Source organism: Janibacter sp. UYMM211, from assembly GCF_040547045.1.
In the GTDB taxonomy this organism is placed as follows: Bacteria; Actinomycetota; Actinomycetes; order Actinomycetales; family Dermatophilaceae; genus Marihabitans; species Marihabitans melonis.
In genome coordinates, this window is the sequence record NZ_JBEPOY010000005.1 from 69905 (window position 1) to 91639 (window position 21735).

General features: G+C 70.4%; 24 protein-coding genes. 10 read left to right on the forward strand and 14 right to left on the reverse strand.

From position 1 onward, the window contains the following. Nucleotides 1-40 precede the first annotated feature (40 nt). Complete coding sequence (locus ABIB53_RS13425; protein WP_354588700.1) at nucleotides 41-541, reverse strand: GNAT family N-acetyltransferase; 501 nt, start codon at nucleotides 539-541, stop codon at nucleotides 41-43. Then, nucleotides 538-1407, reverse strand: a complete 870-nt coding sequence (locus ABIB53_RS13430) for an SMP-30/gluconolactonase/LRE family protein (RefSeq protein WP_354588525.1) — start codon at nucleotides 1405-1407, stop codon at nucleotides 538-540. Before ABIB53_RS13430 ends, ABIB53_RS13425 begins: the two co-directional genes overlap by 4 nt. A 79-nt stretch (nucleotides 1408-1486) precedes the next feature. Here ABIB53_RS13430 and ABIB53_RS13435 point away from each other — a divergent pair, with 79 nt between their 5' ends. Together ABIB53_RS13435 and ABIB53_RS13440 are read left to right on the forward strand one after the other, a co-directional pair. Beyond that, a complete protein-coding gene (locus ABIB53_RS13435; RefSeq protein WP_354588526.1) occupies nucleotides 1487-2077 on the forward strand; it encodes a hypothetical protein in 591 nt (196 codons plus the stop codon). A 193-nt stretch (nucleotides 2078-2270) separates the two neighbouring features. Beyond that, on the forward strand, nucleotides 2271-3965 hold the full coding sequence (locus ABIB53_RS13440) for an ABC-F family ATP-binding cassette domain-containing protein (protein ID WP_354588527.1): 1695 nt from the start codon (nucleotides 2271-2273) through the stop codon (nucleotides 3963-3965). Nucleotides 3966-4011: 46 nt separating this feature from the next. Here the strand turns inward: ABIB53_RS13440 and ABIB53_RS13445 are convergent, their stop codons facing one another. Further along, nucleotides 4012-4356: a TraR/DksA family transcriptional regulator gene (locus tag ABIB53_RS13445; RefSeq protein WP_354588528.1), complete on the reverse strand. Its 345-nt coding sequence runs from the start codon at nucleotides 4354-4356 to the stop codon at nucleotides 4012-4014. A 100-nt stretch (nucleotides 4357-4456) separates the two neighbouring features. Between ABIB53_RS13445 and ABIB53_RS13450 the strand changes: the two genes are divergently transcribed. The 3 genes from ABIB53_RS13450 to ABIB53_RS13460 all read left to right on the forward strand — a co-directional run bounded on the left by ABIB53_RS13450 (nucleotide 4457) and on the right by ABIB53_RS13460 (nucleotide 6399). Then, nucleotides 4457-4645 carry a hypothetical protein gene (locus tag ABIB53_RS13450; protein ID WP_354588529.1) on the forward strand — a complete coding sequence of 63 codons (189 nt, stop codon included), beginning with the start codon at nucleotides 4457-4459 and terminating at the stop codon, nucleotides 4643-4645. Nucleotides 4646-4706: 61 nt separating this feature from the next. Continuing rightward, complete coding sequence (locus tag ABIB53_RS13455) at nucleotides 4707-5486, forward strand: histidine phosphatase family protein (protein ID WP_354588530.1); 780 nt, start codon at nucleotides 4707-4709, stop codon at nucleotides 5484-5486. Beyond that, on the forward strand, nucleotides 5479-6399 hold the full coding sequence (locus ABIB53_RS13460; protein ID WP_354588531.1) for an NAD(P)H-hydrate dehydratase: 921 nt from the start codon (nucleotides 5479-5481) through the stop codon (nucleotides 6397-6399). Before ABIB53_RS13455 ends, ABIB53_RS13460 begins: the two co-directional genes overlap by 8 nt. Here the strand turns inward: ABIB53_RS13460 and ABIB53_RS13465 are convergent. After that, nucleotides 6336-8033 carry a hypothetical protein gene (locus tag ABIB53_RS13465; RefSeq protein WP_354588532.1) on the reverse strand — a complete coding sequence of 566 codons (1698 nt, stop codon included), beginning with the start codon at nucleotides 8031-8033 and terminating at the stop codon, nucleotides 6336-6338. The genes ABIB53_RS13460 and ABIB53_RS13465 overlap by 64 nt on opposite strands. Nucleotides 8034-8167: 134 nt before the next feature. Between ABIB53_RS13465 and ABIB53_RS13470 the strand changes: the two genes are divergently transcribed. The 3 genes from ABIB53_RS13470 to ABIB53_RS13480 all read left to right on the forward strand — a co-directional run bounded on the left by ABIB53_RS13470 (nucleotide 8168) and on the right by ABIB53_RS13480 (nucleotide 10975). Beyond that, complete coding sequence (locus tag ABIB53_RS13470) at nucleotides 8168-9052, forward strand: methyltransferase domain-containing protein (protein ID WP_354588533.1); 885 nt, start codon at nucleotides 8168-8170, stop codon at nucleotides 9050-9052. Nucleotides 9053-9208: 156 nt separating this feature from the next. Beyond that, the gene (locus ABIB53_RS13475; RefSeq protein ID WP_354588534.1) at nucleotides 9209-10459 is read left to right on the forward strand and encodes a hypothetical protein; all 1251 of its coding nucleotides are present in this window, start codon (nucleotides 9209-9211) and stop codon (nucleotides 10457-10459) included. 174 nt (nucleotides 10460-10633) lie between these two features. Continuing rightward, nucleotides 10634-10975 (forward strand): YciI family protein, encoded by a 342-nt coding sequence (locus ABIB53_RS13480; protein ID WP_354588535.1) that lies wholly within the window; start codon nucleotides 10634-10636, stop codon nucleotides 10973-10975. 16 nt (nucleotides 10976-10991) lie between these two features. On the opposite strand, the gene ABIB53_RS13485 is transcribed toward ABIB53_RS13480, so the two are convergent. Further along, nucleotides 10992-11858, reverse strand: coding sequence for an endo alpha-1,4 polygalactosaminidase (locus ABIB53_RS13485; protein ID WP_354588536.1), 867 nt, complete (start codon nucleotides 11856-11858; stop codon nucleotides 10992-10994). 112 nt (nucleotides 11859-11970) lie between these two features. Here ABIB53_RS13485 and ABIB53_RS13490 point away from each other — a divergent pair, with 112 nt between their 5' ends. Beyond that, nucleotides 11971-12675 carry an IclR family transcriptional regulator gene (locus ABIB53_RS13490; protein ID WP_163562453.1) on the forward strand — a complete coding sequence of 235 codons (705 nt, stop codon included), beginning with the start codon at nucleotides 11971-11973 and terminating at the stop codon, nucleotides 12673-12675. A 51-nt stretch (nucleotides 12676-12726) separates the two neighbouring features. Here the strand turns inward: ABIB53_RS13490 and ABIB53_RS13495 are convergent, their stop codons facing one another. The 3 genes from ABIB53_RS13495 to ABIB53_RS13505 form a co-directional block, all read right to left on the reverse strand. After that, complete coding sequence (locus ABIB53_RS13495; protein WP_354588537.1) at nucleotides 12727-13020, reverse strand: hypothetical protein; 294 nt, start codon at nucleotides 13018-13020, stop codon at nucleotides 12727-12729. Nucleotides 13021-13050: 30 nt separating this feature from the next. Further along, the gene (locus ABIB53_RS13500; protein WP_354588538.1) at nucleotides 13051-13287 is read right to left on the reverse strand and encodes a hypothetical protein; all 237 of its coding nucleotides are present in this window, start codon (nucleotides 13285-13287) and stop codon (nucleotides 13051-13053) included. A 260-nt stretch (nucleotides 13288-13547) separates the two neighbouring features. Beyond that, complete coding sequence (locus ABIB53_RS13505) at nucleotides 13548-14156, reverse strand: hypothetical protein (protein ID WP_354588539.1); 609 nt, start codon at nucleotides 14154-14156, stop codon at nucleotides 13548-13550. A gap of 242 nt (nucleotides 14157-14398) precedes the next feature. Here ABIB53_RS13505 and ABIB53_RS13510 point away from each other — a divergent pair, with 242 nt between their 5' ends. Then, entirely contained in the window at nucleotides 14399-15277 is an 879-nt protein-coding gene (locus ABIB53_RS13510; protein WP_354588540.1) for a hypothetical protein, read from the forward strand. 365 nt (nucleotides 15278-15642) lie between these two features. On the opposite strand, the gene ABIB53_RS13515 is transcribed toward ABIB53_RS13510, so the two are convergent. The 6 genes from ABIB53_RS13515 to ABIB53_RS13540 form a co-directional block, all read right to left on the reverse strand. Then, nucleotides 15643-16101: a hypothetical protein gene (locus ABIB53_RS13515; protein ID WP_354588541.1), complete on the reverse strand. Its 459-nt coding sequence runs from the start codon at nucleotides 16099-16101 to the stop codon at nucleotides 15643-15645. Nucleotides 16102-16456: 355 nt separating this feature from the next. After that, a complete protein-coding gene (locus ABIB53_RS13520; protein ID WP_354588542.1) occupies nucleotides 16457-17572 on the reverse strand; it encodes a hypothetical protein in 1116 nt (371 codons plus the stop codon). Beyond that, entirely contained in the window at nucleotides 17569-18054 is a 486-nt protein-coding gene (locus ABIB53_RS13525; protein ID WP_354588543.1) for a SigE family RNA polymerase sigma factor, read from the reverse strand. Before ABIB53_RS13525 ends, ABIB53_RS13520 begins: the two co-directional genes overlap by 4 nt. A 286-nt stretch (nucleotides 18055-18340) precedes the next feature. Beyond that, entirely contained in the window at nucleotides 18341-19573 is a 1233-nt protein-coding gene (locus ABIB53_RS13530) for a hypothetical protein (RefSeq protein ID WP_354588544.1), read from the reverse strand. Between the two features lie 835 nt (nucleotides 19574-20408). Continuing rightward, nucleotides 20409-21014 (reverse strand): hypothetical protein, encoded by a 606-nt coding sequence (locus ABIB53_RS13535; protein WP_251719609.1) that lies wholly within the window; start codon nucleotides 21012-21014, stop codon nucleotides 20409-20411. After that, the gene (locus ABIB53_RS13540; protein WP_354588545.1) at nucleotides 21011-21496 is read right to left on the reverse strand and encodes an RNA polymerase sigma factor; all 486 of its coding nucleotides are present in this window, start codon (nucleotides 21494-21496) and stop codon (nucleotides 21011-21013) included. The genes ABIB53_RS13535 and ABIB53_RS13540 overlap by 4 nt, the downstream gene beginning before the upstream one ends. Nucleotides 21497-21735 lie beyond the last annotated feature (239 nt).

Here is a 21735-nt window from a genome sequence, read left to right on the forward strand (position 1 = left end):
CGCTGGCGCTCGGCGCCCGAGCCTCGAGACCACTTCCCCTCTACAGCTCGCGGATGTAGCAGAGCATGAGGTCGCCGGTGCCGGGGTCGACGCAGGAGAATCCCCACCGCTCGTAGAAGCGGCGGGTGTCGGTGTCGACGGCGTCGACGTTGATGTCGAGCTCGACGGCGCCCGCGGCGACGGCGTCATCGAGGGCGCGACCCAGCAGGGCCGCACCCACCCCTTCGTCGCGCAGCGCCGGCCGGACGTAGAGCTCCTCGAGCTGGACGAGCGGGCCGTCGCCGTACGGGGTCGGGCGGTACGTGAGGTAGGCGAAGCCGATGTCCTCGCCGCCCTCCCGCGCGAGCAGCACGACGACGTCGTCGCGCTCGAGCAGCCGCTCGAAGCGTGCCGCGAGGACCGCGGCGGCCGGCGTCGGCGTGACGAACTCGGTGTTGAAGTCGAAGAGGAGCAGCCCGACGGTGCCCGCGTCGGAGGGACCCGCCCGACGGACCTCGAGGTCCGCCGGGCCGGGTGCCGCGCTTTCTCCCCCTTCGCTCAGAGCGTCGCCGCCTCGATCGTGCCGGCGCTGCGGCCGTCGACGTGCACGGGCTCGCTGCCGGGAGCGGTCATCGCGTAGAGGGTGCGGCCGTCGGGGCCGCCGACGGCGCAGGCGAAGGCGTTCTGCGTGGTCTGGACGGTGCCGGTGACCTCGCCGCCCTCGGCGTAGCGCACGACGGCCGCGCCGAGCGCCGCGGCGACCCAGATCCCGCCGTCGGGGTCGGCCGCGATGCCGTCGGGGGCGACCATCTGGGGGGCGGTCGAGGCCCAGACGCGGCGGTCAGTGAGGGAGCCGTCGGGCTGGACGGTGAAGGCCGTGAGCTGCAGGCGCAGGGTCTCGGCGAGGACGAGTGTGCGACCACCGTCGAGCAGCACCATGCCGTTGGGGAAGCGCACGTCGGGCGCGGCGACGCTCACCGTGCCGTCGGGGTCGACCCGCACGAGGTCGGTCAGCCCGGCCTGCTCGTCGGCGAGGATCGTCTCGACGTCACGCTCGTCCATGTCGGCGTGCAGGTCGTAGCCGAAGTTGCCGACGTAGGCGCGGCCCTGGTCGTCGACGACCATGTCGTTGGCGTGGAAGCCGCAGTGCTGCGAGATGTCGGCGTGCTCAACGAGGCTGCCGTCGGGCTCGAGGCGCAGCACCCGGTGGTCGGTCATCGACACGACGAGCATCCGCCCGTCCGGCAGCCAGCCCAGCCCGGAGGGCTGGCCGGGCACGTCGACCACCTTCGTCTCGTCACCCGTCTCCGGGTCGAAGGTGTACACGGCATGCCGGTAGAAGTCGCTGAACCACAGCAGACCACCCCGCCAGCGCGGACCCTCTCCGAAGTCGAGACCGTCACGGACCACCAAGGACGTCGTCGTCATGGCCGCAGCCTCGCACCAGGGGGCCCTTCGTGGAGGGGAATCGCTACGGTGACCTCTCCGGACCCTCGGCAGGAGGCCCATGACGACCTTCGTCGCCCACGACCAGCACGCCCCGACGGCCCGCGCCTTCGCGTGGGCGATGCGTGGGATCGGGCTGCTCGGCGCCCTCGTCGTCGTCGTCCTGCTCCTCACCGGTGTCCTCGACGTCGACGACGACCGCTTCATGGTGGTCTTCATGGCGCTGGCCGTGCTGGCGATGCTCTTCGTCGTCCCCGGCGCCATGGGTCAGCGGGCCGAGCTCGTCGCCGCGCACCCCCTGCTGCAGCTGCACCCGGACGGCTTCGCCTACGGCGGGAGCGACTTCCCCGCGAGCGCCGTCGTCGGGGTGCTCCGCGCCGACCTCGGGTCGCAGGGCGAGCACTCGAGCTACGAGCAGGGCGAGGCCTACTACGTGCGCTTCGACCCCGAGCGGCTCGGCTACAGCCGCCGCGACGACCTCATCCGCACGAAGACCCGCCGCCTCGTCATCAAGCCCTCCGACTTCGACGACCCGGTCGGCATGTCCCGCGCCCTCGTCGCCCACCTCGGCAGCCTCGGGATCACCTACGTCGACTGCGGCCGCTCGCAGCAGGACGTCGAGCGGGCCGAGACCGAGCTCTCCCGCCGCTGACTCCCCCTTCGCCCCCCTCCTACAAAACCCTGCTGGCTGGGTCTTGTCGTGCCAGGACCCCTTCGAGACCCTGCTGGCTCGTCGAAGGGCTGCCAGCAGGGTTTTGTCAGATCGGGGTTGCGAAGGGGGGCGACTCAACCGTCGCCCGAAACCCGGGTGACTCCGCCGGCCGGCTCGACCAGACTCCTGCCCCGTGGGACACGTCGACGTCAGCAGCATCCGATACTCCCTGCCCGACGGCAGGCCGCTCCTCGGCGACGTGAGCCTGCGGGTGGGCGAAGGGGCGAAGGTCGCGCTCGTCGGGCCGAACGGCACCGGCAAGACCACCCTGCTACGGATCATCTCCGGCGAGCTCGACGCCCACGACGGGGCGATCACCCGCACCGGCGGGCTCGGCGTCATGGCGCAGCACGTCGGCGTCGTCGGGCGCGGCGACGACGAACAGACGAGCGTGCGCGACCTGCTCGTCAGCGTCGCGCCGCCCGCCGTTCGTGAGGCCGCGCGGGCGATCGACGAGTCCGAGCTGGCGATGATAGAGCGCGACGACGAGCCCGCCCAGATGGCCTACGCGCAGGCGCTCGTCGACTGGGCCGACGTCGAGGGCTACGAGTGGGAGGTGATCTGGGACGTCTGCACGACGCAGGCCCTGGGGATGCCCTTCGAGCGGGCGCAGTGGCGCGACGTGTCGACCCTGTCCGGCGGCGAGCAGAAGAGGCTCGTCCTCGAGGCGCTCCTGCGCGGGCCCGACGAAGTGCTCCTGCTCGACGAGCCCGACAACTACCTCGACGTACCCGCGAAGCGCTGGCTCGAGGAGCAGCTGCAGACCTCGCCGAAGACGGTGCTCATCGTCACCCACGACCGCGAGCTGCTCGGGCAGGTCGCGACGCGGGTCGCCACCCTCGAGCCGACCGCGGCGGGCAGCGTCGCGTGGGTGCACGCCGGCCGCTTCGCGACCTATCACCAGGCGCGCGCCGAGCGAATGGCGCGGCTCGAGGAGCTGCGGCTGCGATGGGACGAGGAGCACGCGAAGCTCAAGGCCCTCGTGCAGATGTACAAGCAGAAGGCCGCCTACAACTCCGACATGGCCGCGCGCTACCAGGCGGCGCGCACGAGGCTGCGCCGCTTCGAGGACGAGGGCCCGCCCGAGGCGACGCCGTACGTCCAGGACGTGAAGATGCGGCTGACGGGCGGTCGCACCGCGAAGCGTGCCGTCGTCGCCGAGGGGCTCGAGCTCACCGGTCTCATGCGGCCCTTCGACCTCGAGCTCTGGTACGGCGAGCGGGTCGCGGTGCTCGGGTCGAACGGCTCGGGCAAGAGCCACTTCTTGCGGCTGCTCGCCTCGGGCGGGTCCGACCCCGACGTCGAGCACCAGCCGGTCGGTGACGTGCGCCCGGAGCCCGTCGCGCACAGCGGGGTCGTGCGGCTCGGGTCGCGGGTGCGGCCGGGGTGGTTCGCCCAGACCCACCAGCACCCCGAGCTGCTCGGTCGCACGCTGCTGGAGATCCTGCACCGCGGCGACGAGCACCGGGCGGGCATGGGCCGAGAGCAGGCGGCGCGCGCCCTCGACCGCTACGGGCTGGCGCGGGCGTCCGAGCAGACCTTCGCGTCGTTGTCCGGCGGGCAGCAGGCACGGATGCAGATCCTCCTGCTCGAGCTGAGCGGCGCGACGATGCTCCTGCTCGACGAGCCCACCGACAACCTCGACCTGCACTCGGCCGAGGCGCTCGAGGAGGGGCTCGACCGCTTCGAGGGGACGGTGCTCGCGGTGACCCACGACCGGTGGTTCGCGCGCCGCTTCGACCGCTTCCTCGTCTTCGGCGCGGACGGCCGGGTCTACGAGTCGGACGAGCCGGTCTGGGACGAGGGACGGGTGGCCCGCTCGCGCTGACCCGGCGAGCTGCCGGGCCGCAGGGCGAAGGGGGACCGAGCCCCCGTCAGCGCTGGGCCGAGGCGCACCGGATGCACAGCCGCGCGGTCGGCTTGGCCTCGAGCCGGGCCTCGCCGATCGGCTCGCCGCACCGCTCGCACGTGCCGTAGCCACCGCCGTCGAGGCGACGCAGGGCTGCGTCGATCTCGTCGAGGTGCTCCTGCGTCTGCCGGATGAGCGAGGTGACCTGCGCCCGCTCGAAGGCGATGGTCGCCCCCTCGGGGTCGTGCTCGTCGTCGGCGTTCGAGTCGCGCGAGGCGTCGACGACCATGTCGAAGTCGCCGGTCAGCGCCGCCAGCCGGCGCCGAGCCTCGGCCTGCTCGGCGTCGAGCCGCTCTCTCGCACCGTCCATCCAGCCATGCTCGCACCGCTCACAGACAGCCCACTTCGTAACGACAGCCGACGCGCAGCCAGCAGCGACACTGTGGCTGCACCCGACCCGAGGAGCAGCCATGAGCACGATCGAGATCCCGATGAAGCCGGACGCGGACCGCACCGTCCGTGAGCTGCTCTTCGAGCTGGGTCAGGTCGAGGAGGCCGAGCGCCGGGTGCAGGCGTCCACCGACCCCGACGAGCGCCGCCGCCGGGTCGTCCTGCGCCGCCGCGAGCGCCAGCTCGTCGCCGAGCTGCGCCGTCGTTGACCTCGCGCACCCCCTCATCGGGGTGAGTCCCCGCCCCTGACCTGATCCCTAGGGTGGACGGATGCCACTGCAGCAGGTCATCCTCGTCCGCCACGGCCAGTCCGAGGGCAACGTCGCCGCCGAGCTCGCCCAGCGCGACGGCCTCGAGCGCATCGACGTCCCGGCCCGCGACCCCGACGTCGAGCTCTCCGCGACGGGCCGCGAGCAGGCCGCCGCGGTCGGTCGGTGGCTCGGCGAGCTCGCGGACGCCGACCAGCCCGGGGTCGTGTGGACCAGCCCCTACCGCCGGGCGCGCCAGACCGGCGAGATCGCACTGCACGAGGCAGACGTCGACCTCGACATGCGCGTCGACGAGCGGCTGCGTGACCGCGACATGGGCATCACCGACATGCTCACCGCCGACGGGATCACCAAGAAGTACCCAGAGGAGGCCGAGCGCCGGGCCTGGATCGGCAAGTTCTACTACCGACCGCCGGGTGGCGAGTCCTGGGCGGACGTCGCCGGGCGGGTCCGCGCGGTGCTCGCCGAGCTCGCCACGGTCGAGGGTCACGAGGTCGCCCTCGTGACGGCGCACGACGTCGTCGTGCTGCTCTTCTGCTACGTCGCCGAGGGGCTCGACGAGGAGGCCGTCCTCGAGCGGTCGCGCTCGAACCCCCTTCGCAACGCCGCCATCTGTCGCCTCGTGAGCGACCCCTCCTCCCCCACCGGGTGGGCGGTCACCGACTACAACCTCGACGACCACCTCCGGCGCGAAGGGGTCGAGGTCACCGACCAGCCCGGTGCGTCCGACGAGGTCGGCGGCGGCTCCCGCGACGAGCAGAGCGAGGACGTCGATGCCTGAGCAGATCCCCGACGAGGTCAGCGGCGGGACTCTCGCCGACCCCCGACTCGTGACCCCCGACGTCCTGCGGCGGTGGCCGCTGCCCGAGCCCACCGGCTCGAAGTACGGCCGCGGCCAGGCGGTGGTCGTCGGCGGCTCCTGCTCGACCCCCGGAGCGGTCCTCCTCGCCGGGGTCTCGGCGCTGCGGATGGGTGCCGGCAAGCTGCACCTCGGGGTGGCCGAAGGGGTGGCCCCTCACCTGGCCGTAGCCGTGCCGGAGTCCGGCGTCACCGCGCTCGCGCAGTCCGCGTCGGGCGCGGTGACCGGCACCGGCGCCGGGGCGGCTCTCGAGCGCGAGACCGGCCGGGCCGACGCCGTGCTCGTCGGGCCCGGTCTCGACGACCCCGAGGGATCGGCCCGGCTCGTCGCCGAGGTCGTGCCGACCCTCGCCCCGGACGCCCCCGTGCTCCTCGACGCCTTCGGGCTCACGGTCCTGCCCGACCTCGACGACGACGTCCGGGGCTCCCTTCGTGGGCGTCTCGTCGCGACCCCCAACCCCGGCGAGCTCGCGCATCTCCTCGACCGCGCCGAGGTCGAGGACGGCGACGTGGCCGAGGCGACCGTCGAGGCGGCCCGGCGCTACGACGCCGTCGTCGGCTGCGGTGACTGGGTCGCCTCAGCAGACGGCGCCCTGTGGCGGATGACGACCGGCGACACCGGTCTGGCGACGTCCGGCAGCGGCGACGTCTGCGCGGGCGCCGCGCTCGGGCTGCTCAGCCGAGGCGCCGGCCTCGTGCAGGCGCTCGTCTGGGCGAAGTCGGTCCACGCCGCGGCCGGCGACACCCTCGCCATGCGACTGGGCCGGGTGGGCTACCTGGCCGGCGAGATCCCCTCCGAGCTGCCCCTCGTGCTGCGCACCCTGCGGGGCGACTGACGAGCGGGGTTGACACCCGCTCGACGCGGGCGGGGCTCAGGCTCCGGCCACGGTCCGAGCGGCTTCGGCTCTGGCTCTCGCGCCAGGTCCTCCTCGGTCGACCGCCCCCGCTTCGCACGCTCGAACCTGGCCAGGCTCTCTTCGAGCTCCCGTCCGAGCCGGTCGCTCTCGGCCATCTGCGCCTCGTGCTCGCGGACCCACTCCTCGTGCTCCTGGGCCACCTCACGCTGCTCCTGCTCGAGCGCACGGAGCATCTCGTCCCAGTCGAGATCTGCAGCGTCGTGCTCGCCCTCGATCATCCCCCGGTCCAGGGCGACCTGCCGGCTGCCGGCCGCGTCGTCGAGCGCCCGTAGCGTCGATGTGAGCCGACGGTGCGTGTCGTCCCAGGCGGCCTGCCGCCCAGCCTCTTCGTCCTCCTCCTCTTCCCGCGCGCGGGCCACCGGGCCATCAGGCCCGAGATAAGCGGTCATGCGGGCGGTCCACGCAGGCGCGCCTTGCGAGCCGAGCAGCTCACGGACCTGGGCCTCGACGATCGCCGGACCGATGAGGTCCCCGATCTCACGCAGACGCTCGAGCCACTCCCATGTGGCCTCAGCTGCGTCCTCGACCCCCGGCTCGTCCGCGTCGCGGCCGACGGTGGCGTCACGCAGCAGGACGGCTGTCAGACGTGCCTCCAGGAAGTGCGCGGGGATCCTGCGCAGCGCGCCTGCCAGCACCCCAGGTGTGGTGGGACGAAATCTCAGGTCGGTCGCCGAGAAGGTGCCGTCGGCGTGCACCACCTGCCGCATCCTGTCCCGCGGCTGGGCGACGATCTCGTCCCCGCGGGCGAGCGGACGGCTGCCCTCGTGATGCAGCCAGAGCCCGCGGACGTACTCGCGGACCGCCTCCTCCGTGTCGACCACCGGGCCGCGCTCGACGGCGTAGGCCCTGGCCCAGCACAGCGCGGACGACTCCGGGCCCAGCTCGACGGCGCGGTCGAGCGCCCACATCGCCGTGAGCCAGGTGTCCCGCGCGGGCAGCGGCCCGGCCATCGCGGCGAGATTCACGTTGCCGAGTGCGAGCCATGACGGCCCGTACGTCCCGCGTGCCCGACGCACCGCGTGCTCTGCCGCATCCCGGGCGGAGCTCAGCCGTTCAGACGTCGGCTCGAGCCCGAGCCAGGACGACTCGGCGTCCTCGGCTAGCCCGAGGACGCTGTCGTCCAGACGGGCCCGCACCTTGCGCCGTGCCCCGACGAGGTCGGCGGCCGAGGCGGCGAGGACGACGACTGCCGCGACGACGAAGGCGAGCAGCAGCCAGCTCTCCTGACCGCCGGCCTCACCCACGCCGGCATCCTGGGAGACGGCCGCCGACAGGACGACCACCGCACCTGCCAGCACGACGACGACCCCCAGGGCGATGCGGTCGAGACGGTCCTCGCTCGCCTCTTTCAGCGCGCGGTACTGGTTCTCGAAGAGGCCCGGCTCGATGACCCCGCCATCCGCAGCTGCCGCCTCGACGGCGTCGTCCATGTCCTGCGCGATGCCGAGCGCCCTGTCGAGCTGACGATGCACCCGTGTGGCGAGGAAGCCGGCCGCGAAGGTCGTCGCTCCCACCAACGCCCCCAACGTGGTCGATGTGGCCTCGTCGATCATGCCGACCCCCAGGTGGCGGACCGCCAGGTCGCGGCGGCGTGACCCCCTATCGTCCCGCTCGCCTGACCGGCAGGTCAACGGTGAGGTCGAGCCGGTCCGTTGACGACGCTGGGCCCGCGGAGGATCGTCGACGCATGACGAGCGACGCGGACTACCCGCGCACGACCCGCGGGGCCTTCCAGGAGAGCCGGTCCGCTGAGCTCAGCGAGGACGACGTCGCCGCCCTCGTGCGGGTGCTCGACCTCCAGGAGCGCTCCCCCGCCGTCCAGCGGCTGCGCGACTGGACCCTCGAGCGGCTCGAGCTCGCCGACGGCGAGAGCGCGGTCGACGTCGGCTGCGGCACCGGCAGCGAGGTGCGCCGGATGGCGCTGCGGGTCGGTGACAGCGGACGGGCGACCGGTGTCGACACCAACCCGCGCCTGCTCGCCGTGGCCGCCGACCGCACCCCGTCGCACTCGAGCGCGCGGTTGTCGCTCGCGTCGGCGAGCGACCTCCCCTTCGCCGACGGCAGCGTCGACGCCCTGCGCTGCGAGCGGGTCTTCCAGCACCTGGAGCACCCGCAGGCGGCGGCCGACGAGATCGCGCGCGTCCTGCGGCCCGGCGGCCGCGCCGTTGTCGTCGACTCCGACTGGGGCACCTTCGTCACGGTCACCCACGAGCCCGAGATCATGCGCCGGGTGCAGGAGTGGGGGTGGCACACGCAGTGGCCGAACCCCTTCGCCGGTCGCCACCTCCGTGCACAGCTGCGCACCGCAGGGCTCGAGGTCGACGACGACATCGGCTCCTCGGCCCTCGTCCTGCCGCCAGAGGCGCTTCTCGGCTGCGGTCCGCTCGGCCGCACCGTCGAGAGCGCGCAAGATGACGGGGCGATCACCCCCGACGAGGGCGGCCGCCTCGTCTCGGGGGTCGAGGCGAGCGCCCAGCGGGGCGACGCCTTCGTCGCCGTGACGATATTCGCCGTCGTCGCCCGCACCGGGCTGAGCAGCGGACCGGGCTCTCCCCCTTCGTCCGCAGCCTGACGGCGATGTCTGCACCAGGCACGCGACATACCCCGTGCCAGGTGCACGGATCGACGGCGGGCCACTCGAGGGCTCGCCCGAACCGCCCGCAGGAGGTACACCCCAGTGGATAGTTCTCTCTGAACGTCCTCCCACCACCAAGAGCCGAGGAACGATATGAGCGACGAGATCGAGCTGATCAGCGACGGGGACGGCCTTGCCGTGATCGGCGAGCGGTCTGCAGTCGAACGCTTCCTCGAGTCGCAGCGGCTCGAGTCCCGTGCGATCGATACGCGCCGTCTGAGTGCTGCGCTCGGGACGGGCGCTGCGATGGCAGAGAGCAGCGCCGCCATCTCCGCCGACTACGGGCGGTGGGTGAAGCTCACCAAGGAGTCCGCCGAGAGCGTGCAGAAGATTGGTCTGAGCAGGAGCGCGAAGACCGGGCTGGAGACCGGCGTCCTCCGAGGACCGAAGGGGCAGATCAAGGGGTTCGTCGAGTTCGCCTCGTCCCCCAGCTCGGCTCTCACCAATCCCGCGCTGCTGTCGGGCGCCGCGGGGATCATGACCCAGATGGCCATGCAGCAGGCCATGGACGAGATCACCGACTATCTCGCGGTGATCGACGCCAAGGTCGACGACATCCTTCGCGCGCAGAAGGACTCAGCCCTGGCCGAGATGATCGGCGTCGAGCTGATGATCGACGAGGCCATGCACATCAGGCACAGCGTGGGCCGCGTGTCCGAGGTGACCTGGTCGAAAGTCCAGGGTGCCTCGACCACCACCGCGGTCACGCAGTCCTACGCGTTGAAACGACTTGAGGCGGCAGCCGAGCGCCTTACGAAGCAGCGGAAGATGGGCGACATCGAGAAGGCCGCTCGAGCGGCCGAGACCGACGCCCACGAGTGGCTCGCAGTCCTCGCCCGATGCTTCCAGCTGCAGGACGCACTCGCGGTGCTCGAGCTCGACCGGGTGCTGGATGCATCGGCGGACGAGCTGGACGACCACAGGACCGGGCTGCAGGCCGCGCGCGAGCAGCGGATATCGAAGATTGCGGCAACCACCCAGGTCCTCCTAGATCGCATCACCTCCGCGGGCACAACCGCCGACACCAAGCTCTTGCTCCATCCCTCGTCGGCTACGCAGGTGGTCCAGATCAGCAACCGCTCCGCGTCGAGGGTCGTGGAGTTCAGAGAGCTGGTGGGCGTCAGCGTCGAGCGCTCTGACCTCGAGGAACGACGGTGGCGACAAGCCGCCGCGGAGACGCGTGACACCGTCCTCACGGCGGGCAGCGAGAAGGTGGGCGCAGCACGCCAGTTCGGCTTGGACCGCGTCGGATCCGCTCGTGCTGCTGCGGCTCGCATCCCGACGGTCGACGTGCGGGTCAGCCTGAGACGACGGGGTTCGAAGAGGGACGACGACACCGACTGAGGCGCTTCGCCATCTTCGTCCGCAGCCTGACGGCGATGTCTGCGCCTGGCACGCGACATACCCCGTGCCAGGTGGAGGTATCGCCGTCACCCCGTCGACCTGTTCCTGAGCGACTCCCCTTTCGCTACCCTGGTGGTTGCAGATCGCAACCACTACGGACGAAGGGGTCCGGCCATGACGAAGTACCTCATCTCCTTCCCGAGCTCGGCGATGCGGGTCACCGCCGAGGAGCTGCCGCAGGTGTCGGAGGACTCGCACGCGGTCATCGAGGAGGCCAAGGCGGCGGGCGTGTACGTCTTCGGCGGCGGCATCGACGAGAGCGTGGCCCCGGTCCTCGTCGACGCGGGCGGGGTGGTCACGCCGGGGACCTACCCGCAGACCAGCCAGATCGAAGGGGGATATCTCGTGCTCGAGGTGGCGTCCCGCCGCGAGGCCGAGGAGTGGGCCGCAAAGGTGGCGACCTCGTGCCGGTGCAGCCAGGAGCTGCGAGAGTTCGGCTACGACCCGGCGAGCTGATCCCCCTTCGCCCGACCTACGGGCAGACCCGCGCGACGTGGCCGGGTGACCCGGCGGGCTCGAGGTCGCGGTCGCGCAGCACCATGGAGCGCGGCGAGGCCTCGTCCGCGCACATGGCGGCGAAGGTGCGGGGCAGGTTGTCGGTGTACTCGATGTCGAGCACACGGTCGCCGTAGACCTGCTCGTACGTCGGGCACTCGCGGTAGGCCGCGCACTCCTCGACGACGGCGAAGTCGAAGCCCGCGCCCTCGCGCAGCACCTCGGAGTCCTCGGCGGCGTTCTTCTGGCCCGCCGCCAGCCCCTTCGCGTGCGCTGCGTCGACGAGCCGCCTCGCGAGCGCGACGTTGTCCTGCCGCTCCAGGGCCCCGCCCGAGCGGGTGTAGCTGTCGAGGTTGTCGAGCTCGACCGCGTCGTACCCGTCGTCGGCGCACCCCTCGACCCACGGGACGAGGACGGCCGCGATCCGCTCGCGCCGGGCGTCGGTCGAGGTGTCGAGCAGAGCCTCGTCGGGCCAGTCGGGGTCGGTGACCACCCGGCCGTCGCGCCGCAGCAGCGTGTCGTCCGGCCACAGCTCGCGATCGCCCGGCTGGGTCTGGAATGCGTTGACGTAGCAGACCGAGTACCGGTCGGGATCGGGGCTGGCGGCCCGGTCGCGCACGACGGTCTGGACCGGTCCCGCCGGGGGGTAGGCCCCGCCGAGCTGGTAGTCGACGCGACCCCCGGCCGGCGGCAGCGCGACTGCAGACGTCGACTCGGACGACCGGTCGGTGGGCGAAGGGGTGGAGCGCGCGGCGTCGGCACAGCCGGCGAGCGCGAGCGCGGTGGTGAGGGCGAGGGCCAGGTGGTGGTGGCGCCGGCGACGCCGGTCTGACCTGGACGACATGGGGCGAGGCTATCCACGGTCCTGGGAGGGCCTGGCTGCAGCGGCAGGCGGCCCTTCCTTCGCTGAACTATCGTGTTCACATTCCGCACACCTGGAACGAAGGACTGACGAGATGGCCGACCCGGCAGCGCCGACCGGTGCTCAGACGATCGACCGTGGCCTGCGGGTGCTGTGGCACCTCGCCGAGCAGCCGGGCGGGGCGAGCCTGGCCACGCTGAGCCGTGACCTCGACATGAACCGCACGGCGCTGCACCGGCTCATGGAGACCTTCCGGGCGCACGACATCGTGCGGCGCGACGAGAACAAGCGCTTCCACCTGTCGTACGGGCTCGTGCAGCTCGCGTCGCACGTCGACAACGACCTGCACCGCCTGGCCTACCCGGTCATGGCGCAGCTGGCCGATGCCACGGGCGGCACGGCGCACATCATGGTGCCGACGAGCGAGGTCGAGGTGCAGGCGATCAGCGTCGTCGAGCCGCGCAACGCCGCGGTGCACCTCGCCTTCCGCACCGGCCACCGCCACCCCATCGACCGGGGGTCGGGAGGGGTCGCGATCCTCGCCGCGCGCCCTCCGCGCGACGAAGACTCCGAGGAGGTCCGCGAGGCGCGGCGGCTCGGGTACGCGCTGTCCTTCGAGCAGATCATCCCGGGCGTCGCCGGGGTCTCCGTGCCGCTGTCGACCCCGACCCCCATGCCCGAGGCCTGCATCGGCATCTCGCTCGTCGACCGCAACGCCGCCGGTCGCGCCGCCCCGCTCGTCGTCGAGGCCGCCCGCGAGCTCAGCTCGCTGCTCTACGCGCACGAAGGGGGTCGCTGACCCCTTCGTCCATCTCGGGGCTCGCCCCGGGTGAGGGTCGGGCCGTACGGCTCATCGCTCGAAGGCGATGGTGTGCGAGGTGTACCTGCCGACGTCTTGCGTGCCGTGCACCAGGAGCAGATCGGCCTCGTCGTCAGCCGAGACGAAGACCGCCAGATCTGCGCCCGGCCACCGCTCCCGGGCGGCGCCAAGGACGCTCGTGACGTCGGGCGCGCCCGCCCAGTCGTAGTAGTCGACGCAGGTGCCGAGAGTCTCCGGATGCTCGACCGCTACGCGGACCATGAACCGCGGCGCATCCAGGGAGAGACGGCTGTCCAGCGACTCGGTCCAGCGGAAGTCGTCCATCAGCCCTCACCCCGGTCCGACCCGACCCCGTCAGCGCTCGCCCACGCCGATGCGCAGGCTGCGGAAGGCGGCGCGCTGCTCGCGGGTGGTGAGCGCGAGGAGGCCGGACCCGCGCAGCTCAGCCTCGAGCCGGTTGAGCGTGCGCGTGACGTGGTCGCGCTCGTCGTCGGCGACGACCTCCCAGAACCTCGGGTCACGCCGGAGGACCTTCACCACCCCGTGCATGTACTGCGCGGAGGGTGACGCTCGCAGACCGTTGCGGCTCATCGTGGGGTCCTCCCGATTCGGGCCCTGGACGGAGCGGTTCGCGGGCCGGGTGCTGTGCTCGTCGCGAACTCTGCCAGGGCGGACGGCTCGTCGCTGGGGAATGCCGTGGTTGCCCCCCCCCCCCCCCCCGATCCTGGTGACGGGCGCGTCCGAAAGTCACCGTGCGTCGCACTTTCGAGCAGGGCCCTCAGTGAGCAGGGATTTCGAACGCTCCCGAGGCCGGCCCAGGAGGGTGGGTGATGGCTGCTCGAAAAGGATCGTCAGTGGGCAGGGCCCGATGACCGATTTCTGCGAGTGCGCCGGATGCCGAAGGCGGCTGCAGACAGTGCAATGGCGCCGGCGCCGCCGAGAAGTAGGACTTTCCCCCCAGCCTCCTCCTTGGGAGGCGAGTCGGTCTGGACGACATCTGGTCGAGCGACGTCAGTGTTATCTGGGGAGGGTGCGGCGTGTGAGGGATGGGCTCCGAGGAGGGTGAGGGTGGCCGGCCTGGTGCTGTACCCATCCGCCAGCGTTGCGTAGATCTCGAGGTGCCCGGTGACGTCGGCAGGAAGGGTGACGCGCTGAGTGAAGGCGTAATCGGCGTCAGCGTCGACTGTGGCGAGGGTTGTTGGGGTGCCGTCAGCGTTGAGCACGAGGTCGATGTCCGCTGCCGGATCGCCCAGGACGGCGTCGGAGACCGTCGGCCCAGCGTCGTTGCAGTCCGTGCCGAAGGCGGCGCCCGTCACTGTGACCTGATCTCCGGGGCCTACTTTCTTCGGCAAGACCGTGATGGACGGCCCGACACAGCTGGCGGTAGCGGCTGGTGCGGCGACGACCCCGAGGGTAAGTGCGGCGGCGGCGGATGCGGCGAGGGCGGGCAGTCGGTTCATGGTGTTGAGACGTGAGCGCCGCGTGGACGGTTCCCCGCCTGACCGGTGAGCTAGGTGCAACTAGTGCCCGCTCGAAGACAGAAGCCGACGTCACGAAGCGATCTCGGCCTCGTGTCGCCGTTCGAAAAACCATTGTCACTGAGCACCCAACGAGGGGCAGTCGGGTTGTCGAGTCCGACGATCAGCCAGGATGCCGTTAGTAAACCGGCAGCCGGCCGCACGACTACCCGAGGGACACAGAGATGGTCTTCCACCACCGTCAGTACGCCGGCGAGCCACTAACACGAGACGCCCTCACGGCGCTGCTCGCGAACCTGAAGCGCCCCTCGTGCGTCCTCGTGGTCGCGACGGTGAAGGGCCCCTTTGGGTACGACGAGGTCCAGGCTGCACCCGAGGTCGTTCTCGAAGTCGTAGCCCAGCCAGGAAACCCTGGCTGTCGGTCGCCATTCGTGAACATCTCATCGGGCGGGACCTTCGTCGCGCGCGTCGAGCTCAACAGCCTCCTGGTGATGGAGCCCGGACCCTGGATCGACGAGCTGAGCCACCTCCCGCACGAGCGCGTGCCCTGGTCCTGGCTGAGCACGCACTTCGGCGGCGAGGGCTACCCGCCCCCGGAGATGAGGCGCGCGCAGCAAGCCGTCATCGACGTGGCCAAGAGCGAGGGCGAGGCCGTCGCGATCCGCCGGCTCGGGGTGGGCGACGTCGACCGCGACGTCGAGGCTTACCTCGATCGACCTGGGTCTCGGGCCCACTGGGTAGCGCGCAGCAAGCGCCGCCTGGGGTACTCCCAGCCCTGGGTCGACACCGGCGACCTGAACGCCGACGCAACGACGTGGTGGGATTCGTTCGTGAAGAAGATCAACCCCTCCGCCGACACCGCTGCGCCCACCGAGCACCTCGTGCGCTACTCGCTCACCGAAGCAGACTCGCTCGACCTCACCCCAGATGACGTCGAGGACGCCGTCGACGACGCAGTCGCCGCTCACGGCGGAGAGACCGACAACCCCACCGAGACCGGCGACTACCTCGAGATCCCCGTCATCGGCAGCACCACCGCCGGCCTTGCGGCAGCGATCAAAGCGCTCCACGACCTGGGACTGACCTCAGCCCACGAGGCATAACCGAGGCTCGTCGTCGAAGACTGCGCGGCGATCTGCTCGAAAAGATCAACCCACCCACACTGAGCGGCCCCACGACGACTTTCGAACCATCACTGAGCAGGCCGACGCCCGTCGGTCGTCACCGTTCGAAAACCATCGTCAGTGAGCGGCGGTTTGAGATTTGGCAGACAGGGGTGGTGAATGCGGCACCGAGCGGACAGCTCTTGGACGGCGACGCGCGGAGGCGCAACGACCAATCGAGCCTCGAGGAGCGGGCCGACCGGAAGGGCTCCACTACGCACATGCTGCCCCACAAGGACCGTTCAGGGGCCGCGCCAGTCACCTGCGGTCAGGAGGGCAACGCTTCGGCGCCGATTAGGAGCAGATTAATCAACGGGGGTGCTGAGTGCGTCGTCGATTGCAACCCACGGCGGTGGTCCGCAGTCGTCGGGCAGGTCCCCCCAGTCCGCGGACAGCCCCCGCTGATTGGCAAGGACGCCTTGCCCGACCACCTGGGAGCCTTCGCCGAAGCGGTCACCGTCGACCGAGACAACCGTCCACTCTGCGCCCTCCCCCTCGACCGTGGTCCCGTCGGGGAAAGCGATCGGATGGCCTCGGCCGTCGGTGACGCACCCAGTAGCGGGATCGAGCACCAACGTCGCGCGCACCTGCACCGCATTGGCGTCGCCGCGTGGTTCAAGGGTCAGGATGCGCACCGGGCCACCCGAAACGTGCACCCCGCTCCGCATCTCAACGATCGCCAGCCACACGACGACGACCATTCCGGCTGCGAGGAAGGCACCTGCAAGCACCCGCAGTCTCGATCGAGTCGACGCATCAGCCATGGCGACCGCGCACCCATCCTCGACAGCTCACGTGAGGTTGGCGCACCCAGCTGGGTCGCGGACCATGCCCAGCGACGCCCAGTGGAACCTCGCCGGCCGTCAGGGAGGCCTCAGAGCTGCGATCCAGCGCAGCGGCAATCACGGGCGGACGACTCATGGTGGTGAGACGTTAGCGCCGCACAGGAGGTTCCGCGCCTGACCAGCGAGATAGGTACAACTCGCGCCCGCTCGAAAGTCGGAGACAGACGTCACTGAGCCGCTCACAAACCGACTTTCGAACCATCACTGGGCACACTCTGGTCGGCCTCGTGCCGCCGTTCGAAAACGATCGTCACTGAGCACGCGCTGGCCACACCTAACGAGCCTTCGGCGCATCCTCAGGTATGACGTCGCTGAGCTCCATGCCAAACCCGTCGGGTTGGTGGGCGCCGGAGAGCGCGTCAGCAAGAGCCTGCTTAGTCAGGGACTTGATGGTCGAACCGTCATCGATGCCGCGGTGTGCGCATCCGGAGTAGCGCAGCACGACCTCGTGGGTGCGGCCGCTGGTGTCGCCCATCCGCAGCAGGGTGATCCGATCGCCGTAGTCATCGCGACAGTTCTTAGGATCGGGGATCCCACCGATCGGCGCAGCGGCGATCGCGTCGGCGGTGCGCCGGATCGCGCTGTCGGGGAGCTGTGTGGCTGCCCGCAGGCGCCCGCCGGTGCCGAGGTCATAAGTGCAGACCGCGACGTCAGCGATGGCGTCGGGCTCTGGCATCGGTTGCGCGGCCGGTCGCCAGGAAGGGTCGTCGATGAGGGGAACGTCGCGTCGGCACCCGTTGACACCCGAGGCGGGCAGCGGTGTGATGGTCGCCAGGATCTGGTTGCGAAGGGGTTGGGCGGCCTGGACCTCGATGGCTGTCTGACCCACGATCCTCGTCGCGCGGTCACCGGTGGTGTCACCGTCGGTGACCTTCGGCACCCGGTAGCGAAGATCTCGACTCGGGCTCATGTCGACGAAGGTGCCGGCGACTGCGACCGTGTCTGGCTGGAGACCCCCGCTACAACCCATGAGCGGCACCGCCCCCGGTCGTCCGACCGTGGTGCGTTCGGCGACGTCTTTGACCGCGCAGTAGGGGACGCCGCTGGTGCCGTACCCCCAGGTGTCCGGGACCGCGACGGCGACGTCGTGGTACGCCTCCCACCTCCACCCGTCCGGGATCGCGGGGAGCGGACCCCGAGCGGTGCCGACCGTGTAGCGATCTGACGGCGGTGGTGTTGCATCGCGGGCCGCGACAGACAGCCACCCCATGACGAGAGCAGCGGCGGCGGCCGACCCGATCAGCGCTGCTCGCCAGGGGCGCCGCGTCTGCTGTGTCGCGATGGTTTCTAGGACGGCCTCGCTGTCACTGGCCGGTGCCTGCTCGGCGAGGTGGCGCAGGCGCGCACGCAGTAGCTCTTCAAGGTCAGGGTCGATGGTCGGGTGGGTCATGGGGTCTCCACCTCCTGGGCGGTCAGCACGTCACGAAGGGCAGCCAAGCCGCGCGCGCGGTGGGAGCGCACCGTCGCGCGGGGCAGGTCGAGGGCCTCGGCGATCTCGTCGTCGGGCAGGTCTTCGAGGTAGGACATGGCGATGACTGCGCGGCGCACTGGTGGCAGACCAGTCATCGCTATCAGCAGAGCGTCGCGGTCCTCGACACCACGGACGTGATCAGTCGGGTCGGGACGGTCGGGCAGCACGTCTCGGGTCTCACGGCGCCACGGACGACGGGTCTCGTCGATGAAGGCATTCGTCACCGCCCGGCGCACGTACGCCTCTGGTCGGCCGGCCGAGACCTGAGACCAGCGGGGGTAGGAACGTGACAGCGCCTGCTGCACGAGGTCTTGGGCGAGATGCGCGTCGCCGCACAGCACGTACGCGTATCTCACGAGCCCCGCGTGCCGGGCTCGCACGAAGTCTTCGAAGCCGACCACGCCACCACCTCCTGAGCTCGCAGTCTTCCCCGTCTCTCGATCAACGGAGCAACACCGCCGCTCCGTTGCAGCCAACCGTGGTGCGCGAATCAAACCGTCCCCGCGCCAAGCGCCAGCACACGTGCCCGGAACTCCCCTCGGTGGCCTTTCGAGTCGCCCAGCGCCGACTTTCGAACCATCACTGAGCAGACTCTGGTCGGCCTCGTGGCGCCGTTCGAAAACGATCGTCAGTGGACAGCGGCCAATGGGGCGAAGGGTTGCTGCCCAGTCGGTGCCTAGTGCAGCCCTACGGGCGCCACGTGGCGACCACCCATCGGGCGGGGCGAGAGCCATCCGTCTTCTCCGGGTAGGCCAGTGTGTCGCCCTGCGCGCGTACTCGACCGTAGGCGCGGGTTGTCCCGAGCTCCGTCTTCTTCTGGGAGGCGATGTCGTAGAGGCACAAGGTGGCGTCTCCGCGTCCAGACCCTCGGCCCCAGGTGATGAAGCGATCACCGCAGCTGATCTCGGTCGAGCTGCCGGCGCTGCGAAGGGGGATCCGTCGCGGGTGCATCTCGTCTCGTGGAAGGATGTTGATCTCATCCTTCCCGTTCTTCGTCGCCGCCCATGCGATGTAGGTGCTGGTGCCGCACGTCATGGTGATCCTCGTGCTCGCGGTCGGGGCGTCGAAGCGGTAGAGCGTGCGTGATCTCGAGCCGTTGGACTCGACGATCCGCGGGGTGCCGGAGGTGCGCCCGCTGACGAGGCGGTCATCGGCGATGTAGATCAGCCGGTCACCTGCTCTTGCGGGACCGTAGGCCCCTAGAGCGACCTGGCTTGCCTTCTTGGACCCGTCCAGGGGGGCTGTGAGAATGCGGTAGGTGGGGCGGTCGGGGTACAGCCCACCTCGTTGCTCCGGTGCGTTTGGGGCGTCGGTCGGCCAGTCCCGGATGGACCAGTACGCGCGGTCCTCGACCAGGGCTAGGGGGTGTGGGTCGTCGTTGAACATCGGGACGACGTCGGCGCCGTAGTAGTTGTCGTAGCTGGCGATCACCTGCGCGGCAGGGCCGCCTACTGGCGACTGGGCCAGGATGCGCCAGTCCTCCGCCTCGAGGTTCGTCGAGCGAGTCTCCCGCCAGATGACGGTGTCGTCGTGTGCATCGGCGGCGACGAGCTGACTCGGGCCGGGCGGCTTTGGTGCATTGATCATGGTGGGCTCTTCACCGGGGAGCCACCACCCCATCTGCGTCGTGCCGGTCAAGAGGGGACCAGACGTTCCTGTGTCCGGCCGGATACTGGTGACGAACCTGCCGGAAGACGAGATCGCGGCGATCGACGCCGAACCGCCTCCCTTGACAGGGCCGCCGTAGAGACCCAGGCGTGTCAGGTCACCGTCGGTGGAGGAAGTCGGCGTCCACAGGCCCGTCGACGTGCGCTCTGACGCAGCCACTTCTCGCCCCGGCGGGTCGGGGGTGCTGGCGGTGCACGCCGGCGCAGCGATCAGCGCGACTACGGCGATGAGCCAGCGCGGCGAACGCGTCACGGTGCAACTCCTTCTGGATAGAACCACTCGCGTTGAACCCAACGACGCGCCCCACGCGCTGGGCGACGAGAGGATACGGTCACCACCGCCGCGCCGCGGCGGCTACTCACCTGGGTACGCGTGCAGATCGACGACTTCCTCCGGCGGGCTCGAGCACACCGAGCTATTCGACCTCGACAGCCCCGGCAGGGACCCAGGCAGGACCACCCAGCGTCTTTCCTCTTGATCCCACAACATCTGCCCCGATATGAAGCTCTCGTTTCGCCCGGCGATCCCACGCACCCACACGCAGGTGATCAGAGAAGAGTCACCATGGCCCCCGATCAGCGGCGGACCCATTGGTGTGAACCCTCGCGTGGCGTCGATGACCGTGGCGGCTTGATCGGTCGTCCCCTGCAAGACCGCGGCAACGCCAGCCACATCATGATCGCTGATCGCTGATCGGAAAGCCTGGGCTGTCGCACTTGGGGGAACCCGGCCCGGTGAGCATGCAGCTGGCAAGAACAGTCCCAGCAGGGCGGCTGAAGCCATCGTGCGCGCGCGTGCGGCCACTGTTTCAGATCCCCCGCTCGACTCCGGTCCAGCAGCCTGGCCGAGCCACCGACCCGCACCATCCTGCACCCCAACACACCCTGCCCGCCAGACATGGGCGTTGTCGCTAGAAAGCCTGAATCGCCGGCTCGAAAACCATCGTCAGTGAGCCGCTCCTGGCTCGTTGTGAGGTTGCACAAGGTCTTGCCGTCACTCGGTGGGAAGCGACGTCTTTCAAATGAGGTCGGCCGGGCCGCCGCCTCCGTTCCGTCGGGCCGCCCGGTGGTCCACGAGGTGTTCGCCGTCATGGGGCAGCGGGTGGGTTGAACGCTCCGAACACGCTCGGCTGCGCCCCAGCCGCGAGCATGGGAGCGCAGGCGGAGGCGCTGTCGAGGACGTCCTTCAGCCCCGGTTCCGGGGTGTGGACCACGGTGTCTCCCACAGTGGCTACAGAACTGCCGTTGCGGTCGCGCACCGACCAGGTGTCGCCCGGCTGATCGCGTTGCAGGGTCCAGCCGCTGTCAGCACTGGTGGCGAGCACGTACTTGCCGGGCACCGCTCGGGTGGGGTCCCCCTTGGGGACGGTCACGTATGGGCAACCCGTCTCGCTCACCTGCAGCTCCTGGTACGCCCCCACCGGGAGGATGGTCACGGGTCGCTCCAGCACCGGGAATGGCGCTGATGTCGCTGCAGGCCGAGCGACTTCGTCCCGCGAGCTGTCAAGGGCGACCGTCCCCCCGACGACGACAGCCACGGCAGCCACGGTCACCCCGAAGGTCATGCCGCGGCGGCGTCGACGTTCAGAGGAGACACGCTGTATGAAGGTGTCGATCGGAGGCATGCCGCGCGCGACGCGATCGGCCTCCTCGTCCAGGAGGGTTCTCACCTGTTCTGGGGTGGGCGTGTTCATGACGCATCTCCTAATCGCGATCGCAGGCTGCGTCGCGCGCGTGACAGACGGGATTTGACGGTTCCGATCGGGACGTCGAGGTGGGCGGCGATCTCGCTGTCGCTCTGCCCATGAGATGCGTGGCGGATCAGCACCTCTCGCTGATCGATGGGCAGATGTTGTATCGCCTCCCAGATCTCGTACTGCGACGCACCATCCGGCACCGCACCCCCGGCTCTCACCTCGTAATCGGGCAGAGGTGTGTGACGCGCGCGTCTTCGCAGCTCGTCGACGGCCAGGCGGTAGCCAACTGTCCGGACCCAGGCAACGGGTCGCTCGTAGGTAGACACCTTGTTCCAGTGCTTGACCAGGCGGGTGAACGCCTCGTTAGCGCAGTCCTCGCCGGAGGCCCTCGAACCTGTCACCAACGACAGCTCCGCTACGAGCCTGGGGTAGCAGGCGAGGTAGAGCGCCTCTAGGCCCTCGCGGTCACGCAGATTCATGCCTATACAGACGTCACGAGGTGCTGATAGTTCCATCGGACATGCCCGTGGTTGCGCACTCGTGACCAAGTGGCCATTCATGGGCCCGCACCCGAGACCCACGAGGTTCGATCGCAGGCCCAGGCACTACGTCGCTCTCGATGGAGCCTTCGACCGATGGCTAACCGGGCCCACCTCATCTGCAGGTCGATGCTGTGCTGCTCGAAACTCCGCAGAGCGCCCTTCCGAGCGGCTGCTCA